8 protein-coding genes are annotated in these 13448 nt (G+C 65.8%); all 8 read right to left on the reverse strand.

Translation table 11 applies throughout. The features are described 5' to 3' along the window. Nucleotides 1-99 precede the first annotated feature (99 nt). On the reverse strand, nt 100-663 hold the full coding sequence (tagF, locus tag AC07YS_RS31200) for a type VI secretion system-associated protein TagF (protein ID WP_495275760.1): 564 nt from the start codon (nt 661-663) through the stop codon (nt 100-102). Between the two features lie 68 nt (nt 664-731). Then, complete coding sequence (gene tssM / locus AC07YS_RS31205) at nt 732-4337, reverse strand: type VI secretion system membrane subunit TssM (protein ID WP_495270334.1); 3606 nt, start codon at nt 4335-4337, stop codon at nt 732-734. Further along, nucleotides 4334-5680, reverse strand: coding sequence for a DotU family type VI secretion system protein (locus AC07YS_RS31210; protein WP_495270333.1), 1347 nt, complete (start codon nt 5678-5680; stop codon nt 4334-4336). Before AC07YS_RS31210 ends, tssM begins: the two co-directional genes overlap by 4 nt. Nucleotides 5681-5804: 124 nt before the next feature. Then, nucleotides 5805-7136, reverse strand: coding sequence for a type VI secretion system baseplate subunit TssK (gene tssK / locus AC07YS_RS31215; RefSeq protein ID WP_095949661.1), 1332 nt, complete (start codon nt 7134-7136; stop codon nt 5805-5807). Between the two features lie 374 nt (nt 7137-7510). After that, nucleotides 7511-8515 carry a DUF6708 domain-containing protein gene (locus tag AC07YS_RS31220; RefSeq protein ID WP_495270346.1) on the reverse strand — a complete coding sequence of 335 codons (1005 nt, stop codon included), beginning with the start codon at nt 8513-8515 and terminating at the stop codon, nt 7511-7513. Then, nucleotides 8512-11562: a T6SS effector BTH_I2691 family protein gene (locus AC07YS_RS31225; protein WP_495270345.1), complete on the reverse strand. Its 3051-nt coding sequence runs from the start codon at nt 11560-11562 to the stop codon at nt 8512-8514. The genes AC07YS_RS31220 and AC07YS_RS31225 overlap by 4 nt, the downstream gene beginning before the upstream one ends. 40 nt (nt 11563-11602) lie before the next feature. After that, entirely contained in the window at nt 11603-12568 is a 966-nt protein-coding gene (locus AC07YS_RS31230; RefSeq protein ID WP_495270344.1) for a hypothetical protein, read from the reverse strand. Nucleotide 12569: 1 nt separating this feature from the next. After that, nucleotides 12570-13448: DUF2345 domain-containing protein (locus AC07YS_RS31235; protein ID WP_495270343.1), on the reverse strand; the 879-nt coding region annotated here is incomplete at its 5' end.

The following is a 13448-nucleotide window of genomic DNA, read 5'->3' on the forward strand; positions in this document are numbered from 1 at the left end:
CGCCTTTTCTTTGCTTACTTTCTTTTGGCGAAGCAAAAGAAAGTAAGTCCGCCGCCGGGCGGAACTCCCGGCCTCGGGAAGGAAAAGAAAGCACCGCCCTCATTCCCCACCCCCAAGAAACAAAGCCTCGAACTGCAAATCCCGAGGCAACCCCGTAGCCAACATCCGAACCCCGCCCTCCACCCCAGGCATCTCCATCCAGAGCGAGGCCCCCGCCAATGGCAACTCAAGCGACCGGTCCTCAGCGGAAGGCTCACCAGCAGCACCAACAAACAACCGACTCAGCACCGCATCAAACCGCAGCGCATCCAAATCACCCTCAAGCCCTTCCAACACAGCCTGCGTCCCCAACGCCCACCACCTCAGCGCAGCAGCCAACGCCTCTCCACTCAGAGCATCAGAGGCAACACCTTCATCCAACTCAACAGCCAGAGTGAACGGAAAGTACCGCCCCACCCCATCCACTGAAGGCATCAACACCCCCATCCACCCCCGCTCCCCCACCACCTGCGCCCCCAGCGCAAAGCACCAAACAGGCGCCTCCAGGTAGTGAGCAGTCCAATCCGCATGCCGATCCCGCAACCGAGCCAACCCGCGTTGCAACCACGGGTCCCAGACAGAGCGAAACGCCTCCGGCAACCGCCGATGCGCAAAGTCCCCCATCCCCGGCAACTTCCCGAACCAGCCAGGAAGTTCACCGGAAACGAAGAGAGAAGAAGAAGAGGCCAGACTCACAACCCCTCCGGACAAGAAAACTCCCGCAATTCCTTCAACCGGATCGGATGCTGCACGCTGTTCGTCGTCACCTCGAACCGCGTCTTCCGCGCCCCCACCTGGAAGGTAATGAAGAACTTCTCCGGCGCATCCCCCGCTTCCAGCTGCCCATCGTCCAAGGTACGGAACAAAGCCCAAGGCCCATCCATCGCCGACCCCGAACTCCCCGTCGTCGACGGCGGACTCACCTGAACGCGCACCTGGTTGCTCCCCTTCGGCCCCGGCCACTGCACCGCCATCGGCACCACCGGCCCGTGCGCGTACTTCACCAGCTGCCCGTCCACGTCCAGGATGAACTGCGTGATGCCCGCGTCCATCTCCACCGGCTTGAAGTCCAGCCGCATCGACGGCCCGCGACCGCCGCCGCGGAAGAAGATGTCCTTGATGCGCGCCGCGCGCTCGAACTGCGCCAGCGCCTGCGTGGTGATCGCGCCGCGCTCGGCCACGGGCTTGTAGCGCCACGGTCGGGTGCTGGTGTCGACCAGCGCGGCCAGGCGCTTCTGGAAGAAGTCGTCCATCAGACCGCCGGCGCCGAACATCTGGCCGAAGTCCTCGGGCAGCACGTCGCGCTTGCTGCTTTGCACGAACGGGTAGCGACCCGCGATGGCGCGGTTGCAGAACTCGGTCACGGGGCGCAGGTCCTGGCTCAGGTTGCCGCGCTCGGCCACCTGCGCCTGCGCGGCACCGGTCTGACTCAGGTTCTCGATCATGCTGCGCACCGGCTCGGGCAGGCGGCCCGCGTCCGACTTGAGCTTGCCGGCCACGTCGCCCGGCGGCGGCGAGGTGCGGCCCTTCACGGCCGTGTCGACGGCGTTGAGGTACACGTACACCTCGTTGAAGAGCTTGAGCGCATCGTCGATCGGCGCGGGCTGGTTCGGGCCACCCGCGGTGACGAGGCGGCGCAGCGATTCGAAGCGATCGTCCACGATGCTCTCGATGCGCTTGCCCGGCGCCACCTGCTTGCCGGGGTCGCTGCCGAACAGGTCCTCCAGGCCCTTGCGCGTGTTGCGCACGGTCTCGGTGGCCTTGCTGACGACGTCCTTGTTGGCATCGGCCGCGGGGATCAGCGTGGTCTGCTTGACCACTGCGCGCAGGAAATTCGCGAGCGGCGAATCGACGCCCGACAGGATGCGCGCGGTCTCTATGTTCTTCTCCAGGCCGCTGACGCGGATCAGCCGCACATCGGCCAGCAGCGCCTCCCACTGCTTGACGTACTCCTCGAGGTACAGGCGCCGCACGCGGTCGGTGAGCGCACCCAGCGCCGCGGCATCGCGCAGGCGCTCGCTGGCGTTGCGGTCCTGGCCGAGCACCCACGGGTCTTCGGCGGCCAGCAGGCCGGTGAGCACCACGACCTCGTTCTGGAAGCGCTTGTGGTACCCGTCGTAGGTGAACATGCCCGGCACGCCCTCGCTCAGCGGCTTGCCGCTGATGCGCTCGAACACGAGCGGGCCCGACGGGCCCGTGGCCTGCGCCACGCTGAAGCCCGGGATGTCCTTGGTGGCGCGCTGGCGCTTCAGGCGGCTGAACACGCGCTGCTCCAGCGGGTAGCTCGCGAGCACGGCGCGCACGCTGCGCACCAGGTTCTCGTCCATCTTCAGCGGCGAGCGCGGCGGGCCCTGGGCGATGAGCACGTCGAGCTGGTCTTCGAGCGCCTTGCGCTGGTCCTCGGGAATGCCGCGGTCGAGGTTGCGCGCCCAGTCGAGCGTGATCCAGGCCTTCAGCGCCTCGGGGTCGAAGCGCTCGGGCTGGTAGAGCATCAAGTAACTCTTGAGGGCTTCATAAGTGAACTCGAGGTTGTCCTTCTGCGCGGTGCGCAGCTGGTCCTCGATGCGCTTGGCGATCTGCGGCAGGAAAGCGTCGTTGAGCGCGCGCTGGTGCGTGAGCATGGCGGCGGCATCGAGCTTGTCGCCCTGGTACAGGCCCAGCGTCATCGACAGCGGCTCGTCGCCCTGGCGGTTGTCGGGCGTCTTCCAGATGTCGCGCAGGCCCTGCAGCACGGGCGCGACCTCGACCAGGTTCTGAACGCGCGTCGGCAGCGCGGCCAGGGTCTTCTGCGCGGGCTCGACGCGCGCCTCGACCGACTTCAGGTAGTTGTGGTTCTGCCAGGTGCTGTAGCCCCAGGCCGCGAGCAGGCCGACGGTGAGCAGCGTCATCGCGGCCACGCCCGCCAGGCGCAGCGTGTTGCGGCGGCGCTCCAGCTTCACGTCGGCGCCCGCGAGGCGCTGCTCGGGGAACACCACCTCGCGCAGCAGCGCGGTGAGGAAGTAGCTGCGCCCGCTCGATTTCTGCGGCGCGAGCATGGCGCGCTCGATGCCGAAGCTGCGCGCCAGGCTGCCCATCACGCGGTCGATCGGGCTGCCCTCCTGCGTGCCGCTGGTGAAGTACACGCCGCGCACCCACGGCGGCTGCGCAAAGCGCGAGCCGGTGAACACCTGCTCGAGCAGGTCGGAGAGCAGCGGTCCGACCGAGCCGAACTGCGCCGGAAAACCGAAGATCGCCGCGCGGCGCGTGCCGTCGGTCTCGCGCTGCATGCGCGCGATGAGGCCGTCGTTGACGCGGTTGTGCAGCAGGGCGAACTCGCGCTGGAAGGCGGCCGACAGGCCCTTCTCTTCAAGCTGCACGTTCTCGTCCGCCGGCAGCGTGAAGCCGAAGACCTGCGCGCGCTGCTCCTTGCCGAGGTCGTCGAAGTAGTCGGTGAAGCCGTAGAGCAGGTCGCTCTTGGTGACGAGCACGTACACCGGCAGGCGCGTGGTGAGCTTGCTGTCGAGCTCAAGCAGCCGCGCACGGATCGAGGCCGCGAGCTGCGTGCGCGCCTCGGGGCCCTGGCTCAGCAGGTCGCCCACGCTCACGGTGAGGAACACGCCGTTGAGCGGGCGGCGCGGGCGCGCCTTCTTCAGCAGGCCCAGGAAGCCTTCCCATGCGCTCTTGTCTTCCGACTGGTGGCTGTCCTGCGTGGTGTAGCGCCCGGCCGTGTCGATGAGCACGGCCTCGTCGGTGAACCACCAGTCGCAGTTGCGCGTGCCGCCCACGCCGCGGATCGCGCCGGGTCCGAACTTCTCGGCGAGCGGGAACGAGAGGCCCGAGTTGACGAGCGCCGTGGTCTTGCCCGCGCCCGGTGCGCCGATGAAGACGTACCACGGCAGGTCGTACAGGTAGCTGCCGCCCGAGATCGACAGCCAGTCGCGCCAGCCCGGCTTCTTGCCGGCGGCATGCAGGCGCATCTGCTTGAGCGTGGCGACGGCTTCGCTGAAGCGCGTGTCGAGGATCTTCTGTTCGCCGTCGACCAGCGCGCCGGCCTTGGCGGCGGCTGGCGCTTTCATCAAACCATCAGTCAGGTGCTGGCTTGCGCGGCGCGCGCGCCAGCGGCGGTACAGCGCGCGCAGCACCACGATGAGCACGATCACGCCGATGACGATGGCGCGCGTCATCTCGCCTTCGAGCGGCGCGAGCGAACCGATCTTCACCAGCGGACCGATCCACCAGATCAGCAGCGCGACGACGATCAGCGCGAGCAGCGTCAGCAGCAGCGGGCTGAACAGGAAGCCGAAGATTTTCTTGATCATTTCGTCGCTCCTGGAACGGGAGCAGCCGGTGCGGCAGCGAGGCGCTCGGGTTCGGTCAGCAGCACGATGTCGACGCGGCGGTTGCGCGCGCGGTTGGCCGGCGTGTCGTTCGCCACCACGGGCTCGGCGTCGGCCTTGCCGTCGGAGCGCATGCGCGCGGGCTCGACCAACGTGGAGAGCGCACCCTTCACCGCATCGGCGCGCGCGGCCGACAGGTGCCAGTTCGACGGATAGCGCAGCGAGCGGATCGGCTGGTTGTCGGAGTGACCGGTGATGAGCACCTCGCCCTTCACCTCGGCCAGCGCCTGGCCGATGCGGCGCAGCACCGGCAGCGAGGCCGCCATCGGCTCGGCGCTGCCCGAGCCGAAGAACGAATCGCCGCGCAGCCGCACCACGCTGCGGTCGGCCTCGTCGGTCACGGTGACCAGGCCCTGCTTGATCTCGGGCTCGAGAAAACGCGCGAGCCGCGGCGACTTGGCCGGCGCGGCGGGCGGTGCGATCTGGATGTTGGGTACGCGCAGGCTCGACACGGCCGCGTAGGTGGTGTCCGAGCGGTGGTTGAGCGTGAGCCGCAGGCCGAACCACGCCAGCGCCAGCAGCAGCGCGAAGCCGGCCGCGAACACCCACAACGGCAGCGACTCGCGCAGCCGCACCGTGCCCGCGCCCTGCCCGCGCCAGTGCGGCGACAGCTCGGACTCGACCGGCGGGCGGTCTTTCGCGATCAGGTCGGCCAGGCGCTGGCGCACCGAGTCGAGCTGTGCGCGGCCGTTGTCGACCACGCGGTAGCGGCCCTCGAAGCCGAGCGCGAGCACGCTGTAGATCAGCTCGAGCAGCTGGCGGTGCGTGGGCACGTCCTGCGCGAGCTTGGCCAGCAGCTGGAACACCTTTTCGCCGCCCCAGGTCTCGTTGTGGAACTGCACCAGCAGGCTCTGCTTGTTCCAGCCGGCCTGCACGCCCCAGGGCGTGTTGGCCACCGCCTCGTCGAGCGCGGTGCACAGCACATAGCGCGCGGCCAGCACCGACTCGTTGCCCACGCCCGCGCGCCGCGCCGCGGCATCGAACTGGTTCACCGCATCGGCGGTGGACGCGCGCAGCGCCGGCACGTTGGGCGGCTGCGCGAGGTTGCGCAGCTTGCCGATCAGCACCAGCAGCTTGCCCGCGGCCGACACCAGCGGATTGAGCAGGCCGATCTCGCCCACCTCGGCCACGGGCGTCGGATCGGCGCCACCGAAGAACGGCGCGGGCGCAGCAGCCGGCGGCGTGCCGCCCGGCGTGCGCGGCTTGGGCTTGATGACCGTACGCTCGGACTCGAAGGCGGCAAAGGGGTCGGGAGGGGTGCTCATGAGAACTCCACGCGGGTGACGTCCCTTCGGGAGACACCGCGGAACCGGCTTTGCCGGGCCGCAGGTGTCGCCCCCGGTGAGGGGGTTGGCGAAGCGACACGAAGTGCGCGAAGCCTGGGGGTGGTCATGATCTGATGGCCCAGAACGCGAGGTCCAAGCCGGGGAAATCGCCCGCGATGTGCATCGCGATGCCGCCCGATTGCTCGAGCTGGCGCCACAGGTCGCTGTTGCGCGTTTCGAGTTCGAAGTAGTTGGCGCCCGTGTGGAAAGGAATCTGGCGCGGCGCCACCGGCATCGGCGTGAGCGTGACGCCCGGCAGCGCGAGGTTCACGAGATCGCGGATGCGCTCGACCGGGCCGATCTTCACCTGCGTGGGGAAGCGCGCGCGCAATGCCTCGCTCGGCATGTTCGCGTTCACCGCCAGCACGAAGGTCGCCTTGCGCTGCAGCTCCACGTCGGTCACCACCGCCACGCGCACGCCGTGCTTGCGGTCGTGCAGGTCGATGCGGATCGCCGACTGCTCGAACACCATCGACAGGCTGCGGCGCAGGTCGTCCATCACCGGGCGGAAGCTCAGCGCCAGGTCGTCATGGATGTAGGGCCCGAAGCGCGTCACGCGGCGCGTGTCGCGGAAGCTCGCGAGATCGCCAGCCAGCCCGAGCGCATGCTCGAAGAAATGCTGCGGGTGCAGCATCGCGCTCTTGGCCAGGTGCGCAAAGATGGCTTCGTTGCGGTTCACCGCCTGCAGCAACATGAAGTCGGCGATCTCGGCCACGCCGCCGGTGCCACCTTGCGTCATGCGCCCGGCCAGCGCCTCGCCGCGCTGGCGCAGCAGACCCAGCAGCTCGTCGAGCCAGGCGCGGATCACGGCATGGCCGGCCACGTCGAGCAGCGGCGGCAGCATGCCGCGGTCGAGCTGCACCTGGTTGTCGACCCGGCGCTCGACCACGCGGGCCACGCCCAGCGTCGCCCAGGCATCGGTCGCTTCGCTGGCACGCATCAGGCGCGTGTGGAGCTGGCCCAGTTGCAGCATCGCGGTGCGCTCGCCGGCCGTGTTGGAGTCGGGCACATCCGACTCCAGCACGCGGTGGCGCACCAGCTCTTCGTACTCTTCAGCGTCGGCCTCGCGCGCTCCGGCACGGCGCAGCGGCAGCGCCAGCACCACGGCCTCGTCGCGCATGGACGCCGGAATGTCGATGGGCTCGGGCAGCGGATCGACCGCCGGCATGTCGAACACCGTGCCGTCGCCGAAGATGCCCACCGCCCGCACCAGCGCCAGCTTGCCCAGCGTGAGCGCCGCCGCGTCGATCTCGACCTCGGCGAATCCCCAGGCGTAGGGCGTGGTGGTGCGCAACAGCACATGCCGCGCATGATCGGCATGGCGCTCGCTCTGCTGCAGGTGCTGAGGCTGCAACAGCATCCCCTCGCTCCAGACCACTTTGGTTCGCCAACTCATCCGCACTCCGTCTACGGCAAGGGTGCCGGGAAGTAAGAAGAAACACGAAGTTTCCGGCGCGGGGGGCGGGAGGCAAATCCGCCTTAAGGCCTAGCTAATGGCCTAGGTGGGGCGGGAGGGGGTACGGCGAAGGGAGTAGATGCGAGGCCGGCCATGGGCTGGGCGCACTGGTGGGATGCGGCCGGAAAGCACCGTCGACGCCCAGGGGCGATCAGAACTGGGGCGGTGGGCCCGGTCGCAAGTTCCGGCAGGTATGGAGCGAAGGTCGAGCTCGTTGATCAGCTGTTCGATGGCGCCTTCGATCTCTTTCGGCCACTCGACTTTCTACGCTGTCCACACCGTCAGGCGGTTGAAGAGCTGCCACACCAGATACATCAAACTTCCGGTGGTGGGCCGGGGCGCAGCCTGCGGTAGGTGTCGGTGCGAAGGTCAAGCTCGTTGATCAGTCGACCGATGGCTTGCTTGATCTCTTGGGGCCACTCGACCTTCTGTGCGGTCCAGACAGTCAGGCGATTGAAGAACAACCACAGCACGTACAGCGGCACCGTGACAGGCATGCTGATGTACTTGAGCAAGGTCTTCCAAGGCTGCTCCTTCCAACGGCGCCCCGGCTGGTCAAGAAAGGGGACGACCGCACCGAAGTCGCTCCAGGGCACATACGCGCCGGTGTTCGACACCGGAGGAAACTCGCCTTGCACAAGCGGTGCAGCGCCTTGCTCCATGTAGCGGCGAATGTACTCCCACAGGGTCGGCACGAAGTCGACGCTGGCGAAGGTGAAGCTGTCGACGATGGTTGAATCGTCCGCACTCTTGCGCACCAGAAAGACAAGGTGGTGCACGCGGCTGGCCGTGGCTGTGCTGGCTTGTAGCGTGGTGTGGTGCTCGGCGTCGATCAGATCCCAGTCGTAGGCAACAAGGCTGGAGTTGCGAGGGCCGAAGAAGCGCCAGCGGCGGGCACCGGACTGAGTGACCTTGTAGACCTTGCGATGCTTGCGGTCGAAGTAGAGAGGGCTGTCGGCGGGGGCAAAGAGTTCGAGGTAGGCGAAGAACGCGAATAGGGACCAAGAGCCGATGAAGCCGAAGGCGAGAACTCCGTATCCCCGATATTTCAACAGTCCTTCAAGCGTGAATTTCAGAATCAGATACGTGCCAAGCACTCCAGACACGAAACCGTACGTCGTATGAAAACCACCTCCACCTGTCAGATAGACCCTCTGAAACTCGATGGCATCTGGGTAGACGCCTGTGAGGTGTCCCCCGTGCCCGGCTACTCCGGTGGCTCTTTGTCCTTTGGCAAAGCGCTCCACAAGCCCGATGACCTTGCCATCGATGCGGTCCTCATCGGAGCTGCGCCCGCTAGTGTTGATGCCGCCGATCATCGGAAGCCTCCCACGCCATCGCCTCCAAACGGCGATCGTTGAGGTGCTAGCGCAGCAGGTGGCGCCGGATACTTCTTGAGAAGGCGTTGGTCCTCCTCGTCGGCCATGGGCTTGTGGACCATCTCCACCAGCAGTTGGTACTCCAGAAGCTCCCTGTCCTTGTCCCCGTAACGCCTCTCAGTGTCACGGCCGAAGTAACCCCGTGCGATCCAACGTTGCAGGCCGGAGCGTTCGGAGAACACGGCCCACATTGTGGAGGCCACACCGGCGATCAACAACACCCAGCCAGCACCGCTGATGACGACCGCCACGCCTGCCACCAGCGCTTCTGCACTCGCATTGACGATGACGGTGAGGATGACGCGTTGCAGCCCCTTTTCTATCAGCTTCTTCGCTGCTACTTGTGCGGCCGCGCCGATAGCCCGGTTGGTTGCGCCACGAGTCAGGAAGTCTGCAGTGATTGCTCCCATAAATGCGCCATTCAATCCGAATGCAAAGGCGGCGCCCAAGTGGGCCACATATGCAACGCCGTCTCCCTCCTTATCCGCCTCCTGCGCCTTGCGAAACGACATCACCATGTTCAGCACACCACCCGCCACACCCGTCATCGCCGCCCCCGCCTTCAGGTTGCTCAGCGAACGGCTGACCTGACTCATTGCGGTACCTCGAGCCGCCCCTTGCGCCTCCACCATCTGTATCTGAAGGCTCGCAGCCCTGATGTCCAACAGCCCACCCGTCAGACCCGCCACGCCATCCGCCACGCCGAGCAGTTTGTCGAACAACTTGCCGTTGTCCCCCTTGCCCAGCTCCTGAAAAAAATCATGCACCGACCAGATAAGGCCCAAACCCTGCACGACCATCACGGCGCCACCAAAAAATTGATCGGTCCGGAGAGACTTCACATTGGCGCTGATGGCTTCTTTCGCGACGTGCGCCTTGACGTTCTTGACCGTTGCGCTGTCGAAGGACTGCAAGTTGGCAGCTTTCACATCCTCCGTAAACCTTGCCATCGACAGCCCGCGCCGGCTGCGCGGCGATGCCCCCGGCAATTGCGCCGTCTCGTTCGGCATCACGTGGAAGTTGGCGGATTCCGCGTCCAGCATGACAACCCGTTGGACGGCGATCCTGCTGCCTGCGGGCTTGTTGCGTATGGCTCGGCGGTCGGCTTCGGAATAGTCGAACGGATTCCTCTCCATGGTCGCCAGGACCGTTTCCCTTCGCCAGTTGGAGCGAATGACCACATGAAGGCTGGACGCGCCACCTTCAGCGGCGGCGCGCATGGCGTCCAGCAATGCCAACTCGGCCGCAGCCAATGCAGGCAGCCGTTGCAAGTACCTCTGCGCCTTCTGCGGAATCGTCAAACCGTCCGACCATTTGAGGCTCAGTCCGAACTGCAAGGCGCCTGCAGCAATGGCGGCCAGGTGCCCGCCGCTCAGGCCCATGACAGCTGCCTTCATCCAGCTGTACTTCGGGCCCCATTCGGCGGTCACCAGCCCCTTGAAGATGTCCAGCGTCTTGTCGCGCATGTTGTCTTCGTTGCCTTCGCTGTCGCGGTCGGCATTGCCGATCAGCATGGCGTGCACCCTGGAGATCACCTCCTTCTGGTTGCCGAACATCGCACGCAAGGGCACCGCGTGCGGGTCGGTGATCGGCTTTTCCAACATCCGCTCGAGGTACTGCGCATGGCATTCAGCCGTGCTCAAGGGCTGCGGGTAGTGAATCAGGTGGCTTTCACCCGCATAGATCGCTCCGGGGCTGGTAGGCGCGGTGTGCTTGTTTGGATCACCCTCGTCGAAATGCGTCGCGAAGTACGCGATTGTTGCGGGGCTGCTTACCGCAGCGAGCCAATTCTGTTCGTGCAGAGCCAGGCGATCCGCTTCGATGCAGCGCCGGGTTTTGAAGTCCTGCATCCATCTCTCGTGTTTGCCGGCATCGATCTGGCTGGCGAAAGGCTTCCATTGCGCTGACCCATAAGCGTTCCCCCGTTCGTCGATACGCCGCTCGTGCACGGGGGTGCGGGGCCTGATCGCTTTGCCATTGGGGCTGCCGTCTGCGGCTGTGCCTTGGGTGGGAAACCATTCATAGCCACCCTCACGGTAGAACGAGGTGCCCTTCAGTTCGTTCCAGCGTTTCTGCGATACGTGGCCGTCCGGCGTGGAGTGCGCCTCATCCATTGCCGCGCTCTCAATGGACGCCTTGAGGCCGGAGAGCAACTGGTTGGTCATCAGTGGCCACGCGACCTCGGGCAGAAGAAGAGCCTCCTTGTCTCGCCTGTCGCGCGCCATACGAATGCCGTTGAGGTCCGCCGCCAACCCCACCGGGTCTGGAATGGCAACCACCATCGGCTTGCCTGCGTGGCCTACGTTCTGCCGTTGCATGACAGCCACCAAGGCGCGGGCAGCTTGTGCGGCGGCAATGTCGCCGGGCGGGTAGAAGGGCGTGGCGTCTTCTTCCAGTCCACCGTGTTTCAGGCTCTGCACCGCGTAGTCGGCCACGTGCTGTTTGAGCAATGTGGCATCAGCGGCAAAGCCGTGTGTCGGTGGGTCGCCTGCGAGGTTCACTTCGACCATCCCGGCGGCTTTGGGGTCTTTCGCTGCGTTGCTTTTGACCGTGTCACTCCACCAGTTCATGCTGAAGCCGACCCACACCTTGGCGATGCGCTTGGGTTCGGCAATGCAGAGGGTGCGCACGTCGTGTGGATGGGTGCTCTTCGTGCTGCAGGCGAATTCGCTGCGATCGAAGACGAACGAGCTCTCGGGCATCAGGGCGCCCTGGTCGTAAACACGGTACGCCAGCCATGGCTTGATCTGGCCTAGTGGCTTCTCGCCGGGGAAGAACACGTAGACGTACCCCTCGCGGCGCAGCAAGCGCAGGGCATATTTCGACTCCGCCTTCAGGGGCGGAAGGCCGAACGCCTTGACGGTGCCCTCGTGCGCGTCGAGTGCGGCAATGCCCTGGGGTGCGATTGCCGGGTCCGTCGCCACGGCGGTGGGCCGCACCAGCAAGATCGACTGGCCGCTCTTGTTGTCACATATCTTGCAAGTCATGAGGTTCGGCGAGTGTTGGGGAGGGGTGGATGCGGCGCGGTCAGGGTTGGCGATCCGGCCGTGGCGATGGCCGCGATGCGATTTCGCCATCGGCCCAATGCCCACGCAGGGCCTGCAGCCTGTCGGCCAGAGGCTGTTGCGTGTGCAGACTGCGCGCGATGCGCCCCGGCAGATCGGGGTATTGCTCGAAGGCGGGAAACCGCAAGGCTTCAGCCGCATAGGCGGCCAGATCCTGGGGCTCGTGCAGGCCATGCCGGCGTGCGCGCGCAAGCGGCGCCATCACTTGCGCCACGGAGTCGTCCGGCAGAGGGTGACGAATGCCCTGCCACGCCATCAGGCTGCGATTGATGGCTTCAGCCTCGATCACGCATTGCCAGTGCGCGGCATTCAATTGCAGCGGTTGATTCGCAGCCGGGCCGGACTGGCCTTGCAACATCTGGAGCGCGAAGTTGGCATCGAGATAGATCCAGTGCGTCATGCCTTTCAACTGCCGCGGCCAATCGATCGCAGGCGATTCAAAACCGTGCAGCAGTGCCAGCACGCGGCGATCGGCCAAGCGCAGATAACGGCCGCCGCCGGGCGCATTGCACGCCTGAAGTAGTGCGCCGATCTGCCGAGCCAGCGTGGCACCGCCATTCGACACGTGCGGCTGCAGCCACCCGGCGATACGGCAGGGGCCGCTTCCGTTCGCGCAGGCGCGCAAGTGCTCTTCGGCGGCCCAGGCGATGCTCTGCGCGAGCAAGGGGTCGTTCGCATCCCGGAGTTCGACTAGGTAAGGCAACTGCTCCGCAGGCGATTGCAAAGTGTCACCGGTCACGGGATGGCGTGGATGGGTATCGATTGGCTGCGAAACGTCGCTGGACATCGGATCGATCAGCAAGTACACGGGGCCAGGGGCCAACTGCCGTACGAGCGACGACGTCAGCGCATCGAGCACATCGGCAGGCATGGCGTCCCAGGGCCAATCGGCGGGAGTGTCACAAGCGGGAGTTCCCATGGCCGTCATGTCAGATGACTCCAGCGCCTCCGTTTGCCGGACCGCCGTTCGCAGAGCCACAGCCCTTGAACGTTTGTGGACTCAGCGGCAACTTCGCCGGCCCCACCTTGACATGACTCGCCGCATGCTCGATCCACCCACCCGGTGTTCCGTGCAAGATGCTTGCGCTGCTCCACTCCGTGAAACTTCCACCGCCGTTGACCACCACCTTGATCGGCGCGGTGATGCGGATCTCGCTGGTGGTGCTTGTGATGCGGACGGCCTTCTTGGCGGTCAGATTCATCGCGTCCTTGTGCGCTTCGATCTGGAACTTGCCGTTGCCAGCGATCCACTTCATGCCGCCTCGGAGCGCAAACAGGCGGATGCCGTTCTTGGCGCTGACGAGCAGCCGCCTAGCAGCGCTGATGCTGGTGTGGCCCTGGCTGCTGATCGCGATGTGTTCGCCGGCTTGCAAATGAAAGCTGCCGGGCGTGGTGGCGGCGAGGCCTGCGGCACTGGCGAGTACCAATTGGGCTTCTGTGAGTTCGGGGAATTGGCCTTGGGCCTTGTCACCACCGCTGCCCTTGATGACGTCGTTCTGCGCTTTGAGCGCCTGGACCACCAGAGCTTGGTCTTCACCGCCGCTTTGAGCTTTGGCTGTCGCCGCAGCTTCCGCAAGACCTTCGTGCTGGTCTTGCGCTGCTCTTAGTCGCTGAACCGTCTCTCCCATGTCCTTGGCATGGTTCGCAGCATTGCCCCTTGCTTCGGTGGTGATGAGCATGCCGTCCTGGGCTCTCAATACACCATGGGCATCAGTGCGCAGCTCGAAGCCCTCGCCCCTGGGGTCCTTTCTGCCCGCGTTGTCCTCGATGCGCGTGATCGCCCCCAGGCTCAGGCTGCTGGATTGGTG

The sequence above is a fragment of the Variovorax sp. GW458-11-26-14-LB1 genome (assembly GCF_059423965.1).

What these genes read in the sequence shown, in the direction of transcription:
- tagF (WP_495275760.1), bottom strand. Translation starts at nt 663, where the DNA reads ATGGGGGACTTTGCGCATCGGCGGTTGCCGGAGGCGTTTCGCTCTGTC.
- tssM (WP_495270334.1), bottom strand. Translation starts at nt 4,337, where the DNA reads ATGATCAAGAAAATCTTCGGCTTCCTGTTCAGCCCGCTGCTGCTGACG.
- AC07YS_RS31210 (WP_495270333.1), bottom strand. Translation starts at nt 5,680, where the DNA reads ATGAGCACCCCTCCCGACCCCTTTGCCGCCTTCGAGTCCGAGCGTACG.
- tssK (WP_095949661.1), bottom strand. Translation starts at nt 7,136, where the DNA reads ATGAGTTGGCGAACCAAAGTGGTCTGGAGCGAGGGGATGCTGTTGCAG.
- AC07YS_RS31220 (WP_495270346.1), bottom strand. Translation starts at nt 8,515, where the DNA reads ATGATCGGCGGCATCAACACTAGCGGGCGCAGCTCCGATGAGGACCGC.
- AC07YS_RS31225 (WP_495270345.1), bottom strand. Translation starts at nt 11,562, where the DNA reads ATGACTTGCAAGATATGTGACAACAAGAGCGGCCAGTCGATCTTGCTG.
- AC07YS_RS31230 (WP_495270344.1), bottom strand. Translation starts at nt 12,568, where the DNA reads ATGACGGCCATGGGAACTCCCGCTTGTGACACTCCCGCCGATTGGCCC.